Below are 17,102 nucleotides of genomic sequence, written 5' to 3'. Positions count from 1 at the left end.
GGTTAGGCAGGGGTTTTGTTCGGGGATCGGCGTTGGGCCAGGGCGGCGAAGGCCGTTAGGGACTCGGGGTTGGCCAGTGCGCCCTTGGCCGCGGCCTGATCGATCGGAGTGCCGGTCAGGATCTTCTTGACCGGCACCTCCAGCTTCTTCGCCGAGAGGGTGCGGGGCACCGAACGCACCTGATGGATCTCGTCGGGCACGTGCCGGGGTGAGAGCGACGTGCGCAGTTCCCGGCAGATCTTCGTGCGCATCGGGTCGTCCAACTCCAGGCCCTCGGCCAGCACCACGAAGAGCAGCAGCTCCCCGGCGCCACCCTCGTCGTCCTCCAGGTGGACGACGACCGAGTCGAGCACCTCGTCGAGCCCTTCGACCACTGAGTAGAACTCGGCGGTGCCGAGGCGTACCCCACCACGGTTGAGCGTGGCGTCGGAGCGTCCGGTGATCACACAGCCACCCCGCTCGTTGATGGTGATCCAGTCACCGTGCCGCCACACGCCCGGGTAGACACCGAAGTAGGCCTCGGCGTAGCGGGTGCCGTCCGGATCGTTCCAGAAGCCCACCGGCATGCTCGGCATCGGTTCGGTGATCACCAGCTCGCCCAGTTCGCCGATGACCGGGGTGCCGTCGGCGGAGCGGGCCTCCACCTTGGCGCCCAACGCCCGGCAGGCGATCTCACCGGCGTACACGGGCAGCAGCGGCACGCCGCCGACGAAACCGGTGCACACGTCGGTGCCACCGGAGAGCGACTGAAGTTGGAGCTGGTCGCCGACCGTCTCGTACACCCAGCGGAAGCCCTCGGCGGGCAGCGGCGCACCTGTGGAACCCACACCCCGCAGCGCCGACAGGTCGGCGACGTCGCGGGGGACCAGCCCGGCCTTGCGGCAGGCCAACAGGTACGGCGCGGAGGTGCCGAAGTAGGTGGTGCCGGTCTCCGCCGCCAACCGCCACAGCCCACCGAGGTCAGGCTCGGCCGGCCGGCCGGGCTCCGCCCGCACCCCTGGGTTGCCGTCGAAGAGCACGATGGTCGCGCCCACCGCCGGGCCGGAGACCAGGAAGTTCCACATCATCCAGCCGGTGGTGGTGAACCAGAAGAACCGGTCGGCCGGGCCCAGGTCGTGGTGCAGGGCGAGCATCTTCAGATGCTCCAGCAGGATGCCGCCGTGACCGTGCACGATCGGCTTGGGCAGCCCGGTGGTGCCCGAGGAGTAGAGCACGTAGAGCGGGTGGTCGAACGGCACCGGCGTGAACGTCAACGGCTCGTCGGTGGGCGCGGCCAACTCGGCCCAGCTCAACGCGCCGTCCGCAGACGCGGAGGCCGGGCCGTGCTCGGCCACACCCTCCGAGCCCAGGTACGCGATGCTGACGGTGTGCCGCAGCGACGGCAGGGCAGCCCGGATCGCGGCGACCTCGGCGCGCCGGTCCACCGGCTTGTCGCCGTACCGGTAGCCGTCGACGGCGACCAGCACGGTCGGTTCGATCTGCTGCCAGCGGTCGGTGACACTGCGGGTGCCGAACTCGGGCGCGCAGGACGAGAAGATCGCGCCGAGGCTCGCGGTGGCCAGCAGCAGGACGTACGTCTCAGCGATGTTCGGGGCGTACGCCGCCACCCGGTCACCGGCGGTGACGCCGAGCCGGCGCAGCCCGGCCGACACCCGGCGGACCTGCTCGCGCAGCTCCCCGGCGGTCAGCGTGACCGGCGCTCGGGTCTGCCCGTGTGAGATCACCACCGGGTCGTCGTCGACCCGCCCCGGCATCCGCAGCACGTTCTGGGCGTAGTTGAGCGTGGCCCCGGGGAACCAGCGGGCGCCGGGCATCCCCCGCTCGGCCAGGGTGGCGGTTGGCGGGGTGTGCGCGATCACCTCGAAGTGGTCCCAGATCGAGCGCCAGAACCCGTCCAGGTCGGTGGTGGACCAGCGCCACAGCGCGTCGTAGTCGGCGAAGTCCAGCCCGCGGTGCTCCCGCAGCCAGCGCAGGTAGGCGCCGATTCGGGTCCGCTCACGTACGTCCGCCGGCGGCGCCCACAGCATGTCACCCACTGCTCTACCCTCCCCCTGGCCCGACACGACACTGTGACTGGGCCGTGGCGCCATCTTGCCCTACCTCGAAGCGCCATTCTGCGCACCGGGTACGCCAGCCGACGCGTGCCCGGCCCACACTCCACCCCGCCACCTCATGTGGGTCAGCCGGCGCGGTGGGCCTGGATGGCGCGGCGGCGGGCGAGACGGTGCGCTCGGCGGATCTCCGCCTCCTTGTACCGGCGCTCGTCCTCGGCCGTCTCCGGCAGCACCGGGCGGACCGTCCGCGGCGCCCCACCCACGTCCACGCCGACGAAGACCAGGTACGCGGTGGCCACCCGGACCGGCAGGTCCTCGGCCGAGTCCCACCGCTCGGCGACCACCCGCACGCCCACCTCCATTGAGGTCTGACCGGTCCAGTTCACCTGGGCGTGCGCGTGCACGAGGTCACCGACCCGGACCGCCTCGGAGAAGACGATCTCGTCGATCGCGGCGGTCACCGCGGTGCCACCGCTGTGTCGGGCGGCGGCGGCCCCGGCCACGTCGTCGACGAACTTCATCAGAACCCCGCCGTGCACGGTGCCGTAGAGGTTCACGTCCACCGCGGTCATGATCTTGCTCAGAGTGACGCGCGAGTACGACGTCGGCTTGCCGTTCGGAGCGGCGGAGAGGTGCTCAGTCATGTCGAAAACGGTACGGTGCGCGGATGCGACATCTCTGGAGCTTCCTCGCCGGGCTGGTGGTGGCGCCCATCACCTGGGTGCTCGTCACACTGGGGCAGGACGGGTCGAGCCGGACGGTCGACCGCTGGGTGGAGATCGGCACATTCAACACCGCCAACCTGATCGAGCCGGCCGTGTACCTCGGCGTCGGCGGGATCCTGCTGGGCGTGCTCGGCACGCTGCGCTTCTCGCCGCTGGGCCCGCTGGCGGCCGGGGCGCTGCTGGTCACCCCGTACATCGGGATGTTCGTGGCACCCTTCGCGGTGCGGGACGCGATCCCGCACGAGTGGAAGGTGTTCGGCGATCCGCTGCCGCTGCGGCTGCCCGTGGAGAACGGCACGCTCTTCCTGGTCGGCCTGCTGCTGCTGATGGCGACCTTCAGCCAGCAGCGTTGGCGGCAGTGGCCGATCCCGACGCCCGTTTCGGCCCCCGCGACCACCCCCGCGTCGGACGGAGGCCCACGCAACGACGACTTCACGTTGACCGACTGGCCGTCCACCGCGCCTGCGGAGCGCGACACCGCACCCCTCACTCTGGGTTACCCAGCCGACTCGACACCTACCGAACCGCTGCCCCGCCGGGTGGGTGGCGAATCGCCCTGGTCCGCCCCACCGCGCGGTCAGCCGCGTCCCGAGGACACCAAAGAGAACCACTGATCGTCGGGCGGGCCGGGTGACCGGCCCGCCCTCTCTCTCCTGCACCAGTGACCGCCAGGTCACTAGTGCAGCGCGACCGCGAGCTCCGGGTCGACGGTGCCGAGGCGGGCACGGGGGACGACGAGGAGCATGACGATAAGCGCGGCGGCCATGCCGCCCGCGATGACGATCGCCATCGGCACGCTCCCGGTGCCGAACAGACCGGCCAGTGGTGCCGACAGCGCACCGATGCCGAACTGCACCGCGCCGAGCAGCGCCGCGGCAGTGCCAGCGGCCTCGCTGTGCCGGCTCATGGCCAGCGCCGGAGCGTTCGGCAGGGCGAGGCCTGCGGCGGCCAGGACCAGCCACAGTGACGCGAGCAGGGTGCCCAGGCCACCGACTCCGGTCGCCGCGAACATGACCAGCAGCAGGCCGGCCACCGTTCCGGCGATCAGGGCGCTGACCAGGATCTGCTGCGGGGTGTAGCGGCGCAGCAGCCGCACGTTGAACTGGGTGGCCGCGATCAGACCCACCGCGCCGGCCCCGAAGGCGATGCCGAACTGCTGCTCGTCGAGGCCGTACTCCTGCTGGAGCACGAACGACGAACCCGAGACGTACGCGAACAGGGCCGCCATCGCCAGCCCGGCGACCAACACCAGGCCGACGAACGCCCGGTCGTTGAGCAACCCCCGGTAGTCGCGCAGGGTGGCGCTCACTCCACCGTGTCGCCGACGCGCCACCGGAAGGGTCTCCGGGAGCCGGAACGCGGCCACGACGATCAGCAGCACGCCCAGCACCGCCAACGCCGCGAAGACGCCCCGCCACTCGGTCCAGCTCAGCAGGCCGCTGCCCAGGGTCGGCGCGAGGATGGGCGCCAGGCCCATGACGAGCATCAGCCGGGAGAAGATCCGGGCGAAGGAGGCACCGCTGAACAGGTCGCGGACCACGGCCGTCGCGACCACGGTGGCGGCCGCGACGCCGAGCCCCTGGAGTACGCGCAACCCGCCGAGCACCTCGATGTTAGGCGCGAAGACGCACAGCACGGATGCCACGATGTGCGCGGCCAGCCCAGCCAGCAGCGGCATCCGCCGCCCGACCACGTCGGAGAGCGGGCCGATCAGCAACTGGCCCAACGCGAGGCCGACGAGCGTGCCGGTCAGCGTCAACTGCACCGCGGTCTCGGTGGTCTGCAGGCCCGCCGTGATGGCGGGCAGCGCGGGCAGGTACATGTCGATGGTCAACGGCCCGATCGCGATCAGGGCACCCAGCACGAGGACGAGTTGCGCCCGCTGGCGGTTGGTCATCAGGTCGCCGGGCAGCACCTCTGGCGCGACGGCATCATCGGGGCCGGTCTTCTCCACCAACTGCTTCATCATCTCGATCTCTCTGCGGAAGCTGGTGCGTCGTCACGAGCGGCGGCGCAGCGTGAACGTGACGAGGCAGGGGGTCGTGGCGGGGGTGGCCGGGTGCGGGCGATCATCCGAGGGTGATCCTCTCGCTCGGCAACACCTCGGCGGCGTGTGACGTTCCCGTTGTGTGGGGAGTCACGCAGCCTCGGCTGGCCAGGCAACATGTGACCGAAGTCACAGTGGAGTCAGAACCAGAGCCGAGGTACGTGTCGTCTTGCCTGGTGTGAAACGAAGTCTGGACGGGCTCGACGAGGGTGAACTCCTTCGCCGCGTCGCTCGGGGCGATCGGCGCGCGTTCGACGCGTTGTACCGGCGTACCGCACCCTGGCTGACCGCGCGACTGCGCCGGCGCTGCGCCGACGAGGACGTGGTGGCCGAGGTGCTGCAGGAGACGTACCTGGCGGTCTGGCGGTCGGCCGGCAGCCAGGCGCAGTCTTCCACCTCCGGCAGCGCGGTGGGCTGGCTGTGGACGATCGCCGCGCACCGGCTGATCGACGCGTTCCGCCACCGGGCCCGACGGGAGCGGATCCCGTCGGTGCAGACCTTCGAGACCGTGGCACCGGCGGCCGAGGACGAGGCGTTGGCCGACGGGATGGACGCCAACCTGGAGCAGGCCCTGCACGCGCTGCCGGCGGAGCTGCGTCAGGTGCTGCGCGCGATGGTCCTCGACGGGTTGACCGCGCGGGAGACCGCACTGCTGCTCGGCATGCCGGAGGGGACCGTGAAGACCCGGGCCCGACGGGCCCGAATCGCCCTCCGGGAGGCGCTGTCATGACCACTCACCCGACACCCGCCCTCATCTCCCGGTACGCCTCCGGTGGTGCCGTCGTCGACGACACGACCATCTGGGCGGTCGAGGCGCACCTGGAGACCTGCGCGGCCTGCCGAGCGGTGCTGGCCGACGCCGTCGACCCGGGTACGCAGAACCTGCTGGACCGGGTTGCGGACGGGATCGCCAGCGGAATCGCCGCCGGCCCTGCTCCGGTACGCCGCCACCGGCTGCGACGCACCGGGGTCGCCGCACGGGTCCTGCCCTGGCTGGTCACCGCCACCGGGCTGATGCTTGCCGCAGCCCTGTTCGAGTGGACCTTCGACAGTCTGCCGTCGCTGGTGCTGCTTGTCGCGCCGGTGGCGCCGCTGCTGCCGGTGGCAGCGGTCTGGAGCCGGCGTGTCGACCCGGCCTGGGAACTGACGGCCACCATGCCCCGCACCGGCTTACCGCTGCTGATGCGCCGCACGCTGGGGGTGCTGTCGGCGGTCATGCCGGTGCTGGCGGTGGCGGGCTGGGTCACCGGGCACTCCCCCGGGCTCTGGTTGCTGCCAGTCCTGGGCTTCACCGCCGGCACGTTGGCGCTGGGCACGGTGGTGGGGGTCGACCGCGCCGCGCTCGCGTTGGCGCTCACCTGGTGCGCCGGCGTCGTCGCGCCGAGCCTCGCCGACGGACGACTCCCGGCGATCCTCACCGGCAACAGCCTGCCCGGGTGGGCGCTCACCACCGTGGCGTTGACGGCCGTCGTGCTCATGCAAGCCCGACGACGGCCGCACCTTCTGAACACGACATCGAGCCAGGGCCGAATGGAGAGATCATGATGCGTACGGTCAGCGTGGCGGAGACCGCGCCGTCCACCTATCCGTGGGCGGTGCACACCGAGAAGTTGCAGGTCCGAGCCGGCCGACACCTCGCGGTCAACGAGCTCGACCTGAGGTTGGGCACCGGTGTGCACGGGCTGCTCGGCCCCAACGGCGCCGGAAAGACGACGTTGATGCGAGCCCTGGCCACGGTGCTGAAGCCGGCCGGTGGGCGGCTGACCCTGCTCGGCGGCGAGGTCACCGGCAACGCCGACCTCCGTCAGGTGCGCCGCGGCCTGGGCTACCTGCCGCAGCACTTCGGCTTCTACCCGCGCTTCACGGTCCGGGAGTTCGTCGAGTACATCGCCTGGCTCAAGGAGATGCCGAAGGCAGCCATCCCCGGCGCGGTGCAGCGGGCCGTCGAACGGGTGGGCCTGACCGACCGCGCCGACTCCCGGATGAAGACGCTCTCCGGCGGAATGCTGCGCCGCGCCGGCATCGCCCAGGCGATCGTCAACGACCCGGCGGTGCTGCTGCTCGACGAGCCGACGGTCGGCCTGGACCCGGAGCAGCGCCTCGACTTCCGCGAGTTGTTGCGGGAGATCGGCCTGGACAGCTGCATACTCGTCTCCACTCACCTGGTCGAGGACGTCGCGGTGGCCTGCTCCGACGTGGTGCTGATCAGTGAGGGCCGGTTGGTGTGGCAGGGCACCACCGGGCAGTTGACCGAGCAGGGCGGGGCCGGCGACGCCGGCGACAGCGCCACCGAACGCGGCTACTCGTCGCTGCTGCGCGCCTACCGTGGGCGGGTGTCGGCATGACGGGACGCATCCTGCGCATCGAGCTGCGCCGTTCGGCGGCGCTGGGCACCGCCCTGTTGTTGCTGGTGACCGGCGCAGCGCTGCTGCTGTCGTCCACCCAGTTCTTCGCGGGGCGGTGGATGCAGCTGGCGGTGATAGGCCGGTCCATGCTGATGGTGCTGCTGCCGCTCGCGCTGGCCGGTGGGGCGTGGATGGGGCAGCGCGACGCGCGCTACCGCGTCAACGAGTTGTTCGCCAGCACCGTCCGGCCGCGGTGGCAGCGCGTCATCCCGAGCGCCAGCGCTCTCGCGGTCTCGGTGGTGACCGCGTACCTCTTGGTCTTCCTCATCGCGGCCGGATGGGTGGTGCCGACGTCGGGATACTTCCCGAGCGCGACGATCGCGGTCACCGCGGTCGGCGTGCTGGCGCTGATCGCCGCGGGTTGGCTGGGCATGGCCGCCGGCCGGGCCGTGCCCCGGGTGATCACCGCACCGATCCTCGCCGTGGTCGGTTTCGTCCTGGTGGGGTTGGTTCCGGAGTTCGTCACGTCGCCCGCGATGAGCACGGATCTCACGTACTTCCGGCCGGAACCGGCAGCGGTGCTACTCGTACCGACCTTCACCGGCCTGGACGACTTCCAGACGGTCGCGACGTCGGTCAGCCTGCTCCAGGCGCTGTGGCTGGTGTCCCTGGCCGCGACCGGCCTGCTGCTGCTCGGCGCGGGCCGTCGCCGCGCCATCGCGTTCGCCCTGCTCCCGGCGGTGCTCGGCGTCGCGGTCGCCCTACCGCTCCTGCCCGTCGGCGGAGCCCGCGGGGCGGCGGTCGTCGACCCGGTCGCCATCGAGCTGGTCTGCGACGACGACGGCCCGCAGGTCTGCGTGACGCGGGCGCACGCGGCGCTGCTGCCCGACGTCGTCGGCCCCGCCCGCCAGGCGCTCGCCATGATGGCGGCGAAGCTGCCCAACGCACCCGCCCGGGCGGTGGAGACCCGACAGGTCGACTACTGGGCGCGGCTGGACCCGCACACGGCACCGGCCCGGCACTCCCCCGACACGATCGTCTTCGAGACTCCCACGATCGACCGCGGCGGGCACGCCGACCTGTCCGGCGACTACTTCCTGCCGTCCCTGCTGGAGGCTGCCTGGCAGCAGGAGTGCGCCGAGCAGTCGATCAGCGGCGAGGTGTACCGGGCCCGGATGGTCGCCGCCGCCTGGCTGATTGGTCGCCCACCCGCCCCGCAGTCCGGCTGGCATCCCACGGAGATGGCACGGCTGCAGAGCGCGTACCAGGCGCTGGTGAGCCTTCCGGAGGCCGAGCAGCAACGTCGGATGGGAGCGGCCCGCGAGGGCGCACTGGCCTGCCGGGACGACGAGCTGGTGTCGATCCTGCCGGCGGACCAGCCGTGAGGTGGCTCCAGCTGCACCTGCGCTCGCGCCGCGTCCCCCTCGCCCTGGCCACCGTGACCGCTCTGATCGTGCTGATGTGGGCGCTGTCGCTGGCCTACACCGACTCGACGACCATCAGCGCCCGGACGGCCAGCCTCGCCATCATGCTGGCGGCGGTCGCGGTCGGCACCACCCTCAACGGTGCCGACGACGCCCTCGACCACACCATGGCGGTCAACTGGCCGGTACGCCGCGCCGGGCACCTGCTGCTCGCCGCCGGGGTGATCACCGCGCTGTTGTCCCTCAGCACGATCACCGACACGCGCTACGAGCCGTTCGCCCTCGTGCTGCGCAACACCGCCGGGCTACTCGGGCTCACCGCGCTCGGCGCCACGGTGCTGGGTGCCGCCCTGGCCTGGATCGCCCCGATGACCTGGACCCTCATCGCGGTACTGCCGATGATGGGGCCAAGCGGGGATCTGAAGATGCAGGTTGCCGGCTGGTTGATCCAACCCGCCGGGACCACCGCCGCCACCGTCTGTGCCGTCATCCTGGCCGTGACCGGGCTGCTCGCGTACGCCCTGCGGGGTTGCCCCGTGCGGCCGGTGAGCGAGACCGGCCCCGATCGGTGACGGACGTTCCGGTGCTCCGGGATCCCGGAGCACCGGAACCCGTCCTAGACGTCGGCCAGCAACTGCCGGGCCATGACGATCCGCTGCACCTGGTTGGTGCCCTCGTAGATCTGGGTGATCTTGGCGTCCCGCATCATCCGCTCGACCGGGTAGTCGCGGGTGTAGCCGTAACCACCGAGCAACTGCACCGCGTCCGTGGTGATCTCCATGGCGGCGTCCGAGGCGAAGCACTTCGCCGCCGCGCCGAAGTAGGTGAGATCCGCGTCGCCGCGCTCGGACTTGCCGGCTGCCGCGTACGTGAGCTGCCGGGCCGCCTCCAGCTTCATGCCCATGTCGGCGAGCATGAACTGGATCCCCTGGAACTCGGCGACCGCCTTGCCGAACTGCCGACGCTCGGCCACGTACCCCTTGGCGTAGTCGAGCGCGCCCTGCGCGATCCCGACGGCCTGCGCGGCAATGGTGACCCGGGTGTGGTCCAGGGTCTTCATCGCGGTGGCGAAGCCGGTGCCCTCCGCGCCGATCATCCGGTCGGCCGGGATCCGTACGTTGTCGAGGTAGACCTCGCGGGTGGGCGAGCCCTTGATGCCGAGCTTCTTCTCCGGCGCACCGAAGCTGACCCCTGGATCGGACTTCTCGACCACGAAGGCGGAGATGCCCCGGGACCGGGCGGACGGGTCGGTGACGGCGAAGACGGTGTAGAACTCGGACACTCCGGCGTTCGTGATCCAGCGCTTCACCCCGTTGAGCACCCAGTGATCTGCGTCACGTACGGCTCTGGTGGTCATCGACGCCGCGTCGCTGCCCGCCTCCGGCTCGGAGAGGCAGTACGAGAACATCGCGTCGCCGGCCGCGACCGGCGGCAGGTAACGACTCTTGATCTCGGCGGATCCGGACAACAGCAGCGGCATCGTGCCGAGCTTGTTCACCGCCGGGATCAGCGAAGAGGACGCGCAGGCACGGGCCACTTCCTCGATCACGATGGCGGTGGCCAGCGCGTCAGCGCCCGCGCCGCCGTACTCCTCGGGGATGTGCGGCGCGTGGAAGTCGGCCGCCCGCAGCGCGTCGTAGGACGCCTTCGGGAATTCCCCGGTCTCATCGGCCTCGGCGGCGTGCGGAGCCACCTTGGCGGCGCAGACCGCACGCACCGCCTCCCGGATCGCCTGGTGCTCCTCGGGCAACCGGTAGACGTCGAACGACTCCCCTGCGGCCATCTCGGCCCTCCCCTTCACCGCTATCATGCGCAGTCTGTGACGACTCCTGACCGCCGACCGCGCAGACTGAAGACTAGCGACTGCAGTTCAGGTGATGTTACCGGCGCGTAGGTATGGGCAGGATGGTGCACCTCACGCGCTGGGCGATGATGGAGACCGAGACAGTGAGCCACCCTCCGGTGCCCCGCCCAGGCGCCGCAGCAGAATGCGCCGCGACGACGCGACGCCAGTGCGAGCGGAGAAGACAGGCGTGACGATCCCCTACCCCACCATCCAGCCGACCCCCGCGATCGCCGCGGTGACCCCGCCCTCGGGCGCACCCCGGCCGCGGGTGACGTTCCTTGGGACCGGCTACCTCGGTGCGACGTACGCCATCTGCTACGCGGAACTGGGGTACGAGGTACTCGGGTTCGACGTCGACGCCGACAAGATCGCAATGCTCAACGCCGGTCAGGTGCCGATCCACGAGCCCGGCCTGGACGAGCTGCTCCGGCGCAACCTCGCCGCCGGCCGCCTCCGGTTCAGCACCGACATCGCCGAGACCGCCGACTTCGGTGACGTGCACTTCATCTGCGTCGGCACCCCGCAGCGGGCCGACGGCATGGGCGCCGACCTGTCGTACGTCGAGGCGTCGGTCACCAGCCTCGCGCAGCACCTGACCCGCAAGGCGTTGATCGTCGGCAAGTCCACCGTGCCGGTCGGCACCGCCGAGTGGGTCGAGCAGCTCGTCGGCAAGCACACCCCCAACGACCTGGACGTCGAGGTGGCGTGGAGCCCCGAGTTCCTCCAGGAGGGCTTCGCCGTCGACGACGTCCTGCGGCCCAACCGGATCGTGGTCGGCGTCAAGAGCGAGTGGGCCAACGGCATGCTCTACGCCGCGCACAAGGGCGTCTTCGACCTGGCCGCCACGGAGGACCGCGAGGTGCCCCTGGTGGTCACCGACTTCTCCACCGCCGAGCTGGTCAAGGTCGCCGCGAACGCCTTCCTCGCCACCAAGATCTCCTTCATCAACGCGATGGCCGAGGTCTGCGAGGCCTCCGGTGGCGATGTGACCCAGCTGGCCCGCGCGATCGGCTACGACCCGCGGATCGGCAACCGGTTCCTCCAGGCCGGCCTCGGCTTCGGCGGCGCCTGCCTGCCCAAGGACATCCGGGCCTTCCAGGCCCGCGCGCAGGAGCTGGGCGCCGGTGAGGCGCTGCGCTTCCTGCACGAGGTCGACCTGATCAACCTGCGTCGGCGCACCCGGGTGCTCCAGCTCGCCGCGGACCTGCTCGGCCGCCGCTCCGGCCCGGCCGGCCCGGACTTCTCCGGCACTCGGATCGCCGTGCTCGGCGCCACCTTCAAGCCCAACACCGACGACGTCCGCGACGCCCCGGCGCTCGCCGTCGCCGCGCTGCTGCACAAGGCCGGCGCCGACGTGCACGTGTACGACCCGCAGGGCACCGAGAACGCCCGCCGCGCGGTCCCCGAGCTGACCTACGAGAGCGGCATCAACGAGGCGGTCAGCGGCGCCGACCTGGTCTGCGTCCTCACCGAGTGGGCCGACTTCCGCAACGCCGACCCGGTCGCCCTCGGCGAGCTGGTCAACGGCCGCAAGGTCGTCGACGGCCGCAACTGCCTGGACCCGGCACTGTGGACCCAGGCGGGCTGGGAGTACCGGGGCATGGGTCGCCCCTGACGAATTCGACGCCCACCGGCCGGTCATCGAGCATCTGGATGGCCGGCCGGTGTCGTTGTTTGCCCCGGACCCGCCGACAAGAGTCGAAATCCGCGCCAGCTTTGGGCATGCTGCGACAGTGGGAGTCCACAGTGCGGGTGGAGGGGTGTCGTGGCGACCTTTCAATGCTCCTCGTGCGGCCGGGAGATCAAGCCGGCCGTCCGATGCCCGAACTGTGGGGCAGATCAACCACAGTGGGTCGAGCACCTGGCGGACATTGAGCGCTCAATCGCGGAGATGAAGGCGCGCGACGCCGCCATCGCACGCGAGCAGCGGCAGATCGCCGCCAAGATGCAGGCCGCGCTCTTCCAGCGAGACATCCTCGCCCACGCCGGCGAGGAACGCCTCAAGCAGGCCACCCGGCCACGCCGGGTGCTGCGTCGCCGCCCCGGCCGGCGGCCACCGACCGCCACCACCACGGCACCGCCCCGGGTGCCCCGCCAGGGCACCCCACACGCCCCGGAGGACCCGCCACCGCCCCCGCCCCGGGCCACCTGGCTGGACGTGGACGACCCGGAGCACCCGCCGGAGGCCTCCTCGCGCGAGGTGCAGAACATCCCTCTCGGGCTGGGTGCGCTGCTGCTCGGGGTGGCCGCGGTGGTCTTCGCCGCAGTCGCCACCAGCTCGATGGACGCGCTGGCCCGGCTCGGCATCCTGCTCTTGGCCACCGTGCTGATGCTGCTCGCACCGCCGGCACTGGCCCGGCGCGGGCTCACCTCGACCGCCGAGACCATCGCCGCGGTCGGTCTGCTGCTGGTGCCGCTCGCCGGCAACGCCCTCTGGGCGGTGGACCGGATCGGCGCCGGCAGCACCTCCGCCACGATCTTCGCTGGGGTGATCTTCGCGGTCACCGCCGCCGTCGCACTCGCGTACGCCGGTTGGACGGGTCTGCGCGCGCCTCGCTTCGCCACCGTGCTCGCCGCGCAGCCGGTGCTGCCGCTGCTGGCGTACGACCGGATCACCGGTCCGGGCGGCTGGGCGCTGGTGCTGGCCCTGGTCGCCCTCGTCAACCTCGGCCTGGCCCGCTCCGGCATTGCCGTCGAACGCCCCGTCCGGCAGGACCTGACGCCGTCGGGCACGCCGTCCGCGCCTCGCGAACGCGATGCCGAGAGCCGGCCGGAGGGCGACCCGGAGGAGGCCGCCGAGCTGATCGACGCCAGCGCGGGCTCCACCGAACGACAGCCGGCCCGCCCGGTGCCCGGCCTGCGCCAACTGACCTGGTTGCTGCACGCGGTGGCCGTCGCCGTCTCCCTGGCGTACGCGGTCACCGCCCTGCTGCGGGCGCAGACCGTGCCGACCGCGACCGGCGCCGGGGTGGTGCTGCTGCTGGCCGCGACGGTTGGGCTGGCCGGCGCGCTGGTGCTGCGTCGCCCGCCGCTGCCCGACGTGGCGGCCGGCATCGTCACCCTGGCTGTGATCGGCGCGTTCAGCCGAATCGCCTCGGTGGCATTCCCAGGCCGGGCGCTGCTGCTGATCGCAGCCGTGATCACGGTGACCGGGCTGGCGGTACGCGCGGTCCCGGAGGCGGCCCGACGTGGCCCACAGATCGCCTCGGCGGTGGCGCTGACCGTCAGCGGTCTGATGGTCGCTGGCGGCGCGCTCCGCGCCGGGGTGGCACCGGTCCGGGCAGCGCTGCCCGCCTGGGACGCCGACCTCAGCCGGTATCCGAGCGAATTGGCCGCCGCGGTCGGGCCGACCACCTGGCAGCTCGCGGGTGCCGCGTTCCTGCTCACCATCGCGGCTGTGCTGGCCCTGCCCACCGAGATCCGCCGCGAGTTCGCGGTCGCCGGCGCGGCGCTGACCGCGCTCGCCGTTCCGGCCTCGTTCGGTCTCGGCTGGGCGACGGCACCCTGGCCAATGGTGATCACCGCGATCGGCATCGGGGTCATCGGGCTCTCCGCCCGCACCGACCGAGCCGCGGTCGCGCACGCCATCGGGGCGGCCGTGGTGGGCCTCTTCGGCGCGGGTGCCAGCCTGGCCAGCCCCACCCTCACCGCCGCGGTCCTGATCACCCTGTTCGTGGCCGGCACGCTTGTCGCGCTGGCGCCCCGGATCCGGATCGCCTCGGCTGCCTCCGACACGGTCACCGCCTGGGCCGCCGGAGGCGCCGCGTTCGCGCTGCCCGGGGCGGTGGCCGCGTTCGTGGCCGCCAGCATGCCCAGCGACCCGACCCCCACCCCGGCCAGCCTCCGCGAGGTGACCGTCCCGGTCCTGGCGGCCAGCTTCCTGGCGGTCTGCGTGACCCTCGGCTACGCCGCCGTCGTGCAGGTCTCCCAGCGCCGCATCCCCGCACCACTGTCGGTCGGCACCGGGCTGGGCGCGCTGATGGTCACCGCCGCCGCGTTCGGGGCGCCCGGTGCGACAGTCGCCGACGCCTGGGTGGGGGCGCTCCTGCTGGTCGCGGCGGTGCTGCTCTTCCTGGCCCCCTCGATCGACGCCGGCCGTCGGGCCGACCTCACCCTCGACGGCTCGGACCTGGCCGCCGCGGCGGTCACCACCGCCCTGATCGCCACGCTGGTACGGATCGGGGCGGTATTCGCCCCGGGCGGCCAACTGGCGGTGGCGGCCGCCCTACTCCTGGTGGTCGCCGTGGGCGCCCGCAGCATGCCGGAGGAGTGGCGACGCGGGCCGATCCTCGGTCTCGCCGTCGGAGGTGCCCTGATCGGCGTACTCGCCGGTTGGTCGGCGGTGCGCGGTGGGGTCGGCGTGCTGGCCACCCCCGGCCCGATCTGGAGGGGCGACCTCAGCGACTGGCCGGCCGCTCCCGTCGGCGGGGCGACCTGGCAGGCACCGGTCGCGCTGGCGCTGCTGGCCGTCGCCGCCGGCATCCTGCTCCCGCCGCCCTGGCGCTGGGACGTGTCCGGCGTGGCGGCCGTGCTCGCCACGATCGGCGCGCCGGCCGCGTTCGATCTGGCCTGGTGGGCGCCGGTGCTGGTCGGCGGAATGGTCGCCACCGTGTTCGGCATGGCCGCAGTGGCCACCGAGGAGGCGCGCGCCGGGCTGTCCCGGGCCACTGTGGCCGGGGTTGTCGCGCTGCACGCCGCCGGAGCCGGACTGGTCCGACCATGGACGACAGCGCTGGCGCTGGGCAGCATCGCTCTGATCGGCGTGGTGGTGGCCACGCTGGCCCGCGTCCTCGCCGGCCCACAGGTCACCGACATCGACACCGAGGGGATGCCGCCGCACCTGGCGCAGATCGGCGGAGCGGCGATTGGTGCCGCCCTGCTGGCCCTCCCCGGTGCGGTGGCGGCACTGGCCGCCCAGTTCGAACACTCGGCGCAGGTGGTGCTGACCGCCGCGCTGGCCGCGACCAGCCTCGGCCTGGCCGCCGTGGCCGCGGTCCGTCGGCAGGTGCCGCAATATCTGCCCTGGGTCAGCGTGGCGGTGGTCGGCGGGGCCACCATCAGCGCCCTCGCCGCCATCCCCACCGGCCTTGCTGCCGGCGTCTACGCGGCGGCGGCCGGCCTGCTCGGCGTGCTGGCCGAGCTGATCCGAGCGGCCACCGTGCCGCCCACCATCTCCGCTGCGCCGGTCCGGCGCTGGGCGGTACGGCTCGACGGCGCCCTACGGCGGCTGCCGGATGACCCGGAGCGACGGCGGTGGCGGGTCAACCCGGCCGCGGGCGCGTTGGCCGCAGCGGCGGTCCCGACCGCGTTGGCCCTCGCCTCGATCGCACCCGCGCTGGTCGCCGCTCTGGTCGAGCCGCACCGCACGCTCACCCGAATCTGGCAGGGCCCACCACCGGAGCTGCTCACCCCACCGCCGGACGTGGTGGACCCCACCCACGTGCTCACGGCGCTGCTGCTCACCGCGACCGCGGCACTCGCCGCCACCGGATTCAGCGGTGGACGACGATCCCGTGCCGTGCCGGTGGTGCTGCCCGGGGCCGCCGTCACGCTGCTGATCGCGCCCATCGCGCTGGGCAGCGGCTGGCCGGCGAGCACCCTCGCGGCGCTCTCCGTCTTCACCATCGCGATGCTCGGCCTCGCGCTGACCCCACCACCGCCGCTGGTCGAGCCGGCCCGCTCGCTGCGGCTGGCCCGGGTCCTGGTCTTCGTCATCGGGCTGGCCGCGGGTGGCGCCGGGCTCGCCGGGAGTCTCGCCGCCCGAGAGCTGACCCTGTTCACCCTCGGCGGGGCGGTCGGCGTGGGCGTGGTGGCGGCCCTGTTCGGGACCACCCAGCGGGCCCGCATCCTCGGCTGGCTCTTCGCCTCGTTGATGGCGCAACTCTTCGTGCTCACCGCCGGCCTGATCGCCGGGCTGGCCGCGGTCTGGTCCGCGTTCGGGGTGCTCGCGGTCGGGGCCGCCCTCCAGGTCTTCGCAGCGGTCCTGCCCCGGTTGCGGCAACCGGAGGCCCAACGTGAGGCCGCCACGGTGCAGTGGAGCGGGTACGCAGCCGCACTGATCGCGCTGGCCCTCGCCTTCGACTCACCTCGACACATCGCCGCACTGCTGGCGGCCTGGGGTGCGGTCCTCGGCGTGGCGGCGACCCGACCTGGCCGCCGGCCGGTGGAACGCCGGATCCTGTTCTGGGCGGTGGTGGTCTGCGAGATCACCGCCTGGTGGATCCTGATGCGAGTCGCCGACGTGGCACTGCCCGAGGCGTACACGCTGCCGTTCGCCGCGTTGGCCCTCCTCGTCGGAGTCCTGGAGTTGCGCCACCGACCAGACCTGAGCAGTTGGGTGGCGTACGGGCCGGCACTGGTCGCCGCCTTCGTGCCGACGCTGGCCATCGTGCTGGCCACCGAGTCCAGCACGATGCGGCAGATGCTGCTGCTGCTCGGCGCGGTCGCGGTGCTGATCTTCGGCTCGTCCAGTCGACAGCAGGCACCAGTGATCGTCGGCGCGTCGGTCACCGCGATCACCGCGATCCACGCGCTGTTCAGCCTCGGCCCGTGGCTGGCGCTGATCCCGATGGGCATCCTGCTGCTGGTGCTCGGCGCGAGCAACGAGCGCCGCCGCCGCGCCCAGGAACGCCTACAGACCGCCCTACGCGGCATGAGATGA

12 protein-coding genes are annotated in these 17,102 nt (G+C 72.4%); 8 read left to right on the top strand and 4 right to left on the bottom strand.

Annotated elements, in window-relative coordinates; all coding sequences use genetic code 11:
- Nucleotides 1–2: 2 nt before the first annotated feature.
- Complete coding sequence (locus tag IF46_RS0103450) at nt 3–2,036, bottom strand: acetoacetate--CoA ligase (protein ID WP_030486788.1); 2,034 nt, start codon at nt 2,034–2,036, stop codon at nt 3–5.
- A 143-nt stretch (nt 2,037–2,179) separates the two neighbouring features.
- Nucleotides 2,180–2,698: an acyl-CoA thioesterase gene (locus IF46_RS0103445; protein WP_030486787.1), complete on the bottom strand. Its 519-nt coding sequence runs from the start codon at nt 2,696–2,698 to the stop codon at nt 2,180–2,182.
- Nucleotides 2,699–2,721: 23 nt separating this feature from the next.
- Here IF46_RS0103445 and IF46_RS0103440 point away from each other — a divergent pair, with 23 nt between their 5' ends.
- Nucleotides 2,722–3,393, top strand: coding sequence for a hypothetical protein (locus tag IF46_RS0103440; RefSeq protein ID WP_030486786.1), 672 nt, complete (start codon nt 2,722–2,724; stop codon nt 3,391–3,393).
- 62 nt (nt 3,394–3,455) lie between these two features.
- Here the strand turns inward: IF46_RS0103440 and IF46_RS0103435 are convergent, their stop codons facing one another.
- Nucleotides 3,456–4,748: a multidrug effflux MFS transporter gene (locus tag IF46_RS0103435; RefSeq protein ID WP_030486785.1), complete on the bottom strand. Its 1,293-nt coding sequence runs from the start codon at nt 4,746–4,748 to the stop codon at nt 3,456–3,458.
- A 256-nt stretch (nt 4,749–5,004) separates the two neighbouring features.
- On the opposite strand from IF46_RS0103435, the gene IF46_RS0103430 reads away from it, so the two are divergent.
- The 5 genes from IF46_RS0103430 to IF46_RS0103410 are packed head-to-tail and all read left to right on the top strand — an operon-like array spanning nt 5,005 to nt 9,167.
- Nucleotides 5,005–5,556, top strand: a complete 552-nt coding sequence (locus tag IF46_RS0103430) for an RNA polymerase sigma factor (protein ID WP_051723592.1) — start codon at nt 5,005–5,007, stop codon at nt 5,554–5,556.
- Nucleotides 5,553–6,371 carry a zf-HC2 domain-containing protein gene (locus tag IF46_RS0103425; protein ID WP_198041334.1) on the top strand — a complete coding sequence of 273 codons (819 nt, stop codon included), beginning with the start codon at nt 5,553–5,555 and terminating at the stop codon, nt 6,369–6,371. The genes IF46_RS0103430 and IF46_RS0103425 overlap by 4 nt, the downstream gene beginning before the upstream one ends.
- Nucleotides 6,371–7,171 (top strand): ABC transporter ATP-binding protein, encoded by an 801-nt coding sequence (locus IF46_RS0103420; RefSeq protein ID WP_157562545.1) that lies wholly within the window; start codon nt 6,371–6,373, stop codon nt 7,169–7,171. Before IF46_RS0103425 ends, IF46_RS0103420 begins: the two co-directional genes overlap by 1 nt.
- The gene (locus tag IF46_RS0103415; protein ID WP_051723591.1) at nt 7,168–8,556 is read left to right on the top strand and encodes an ABC transporter permease; all 1,389 of its coding nucleotides are present in this window, start codon (nt 7,168–7,170) and stop codon (nt 8,554–8,556) included. Before IF46_RS0103420 ends, IF46_RS0103415 begins: the two co-directional genes overlap by 4 nt.
- The gene (locus IF46_RS0103410) at nt 8,553–9,167 is read left to right on the top strand and encodes a hypothetical protein (protein ID WP_051723590.1); all 615 of its coding nucleotides are present in this window, start codon (nt 8,553–8,555) and stop codon (nt 9,165–9,167) included. The genes IF46_RS0103415 and IF46_RS0103410 overlap by 4 nt, the downstream gene beginning before the upstream one ends.
- A gap of 44 nt (nt 9,168–9,211) precedes the next feature.
- Here IF46_RS0103410 and IF46_RS0103405 read toward each other — a convergent pair whose 3' ends face one another.
- Complete coding sequence (locus IF46_RS0103405; RefSeq protein WP_030486779.1) at nt 9,212–10,378, bottom strand: acyl-CoA dehydrogenase family protein; 1,167 nt, start codon at nt 10,376–10,378, stop codon at nt 9,212–9,214.
- A gap of 250 nt (nt 10,379–10,628) precedes the next feature.
- Here IF46_RS0103405 and IF46_RS0103400 point away from each other — a divergent pair, with 250 nt between their 5' ends.
- A complete protein-coding gene (locus IF46_RS0103400; RefSeq protein ID WP_030486778.1) occupies nt 10,629–12,056 on the top strand; it encodes a UDP-glucose dehydrogenase family protein in 1,428 nt (475 codons plus the stop codon).
- 150 nt (nt 12,057–12,206) lie between these two features.
- Complete coding sequence (locus tag IF46_RS0103395) at nt 12,207–17,102, top strand: SCO7613 C-terminal domain-containing membrane protein (protein WP_030486777.1); 4,896 nt, start codon at nt 12,207–12,209, stop codon at nt 17,100–17,102.

The organism is Micromonospora chokoriensis (genome assembly GCF_000718555.1).
Lineage (GTDB): Bacteria > Actinomycetota > Actinomycetes > Mycobacteriales > Micromonosporaceae > Micromonospora > Micromonospora chokoriensis_B.
This window is presented reverse-complemented; position numbering and strand designations above follow the sequence as displayed.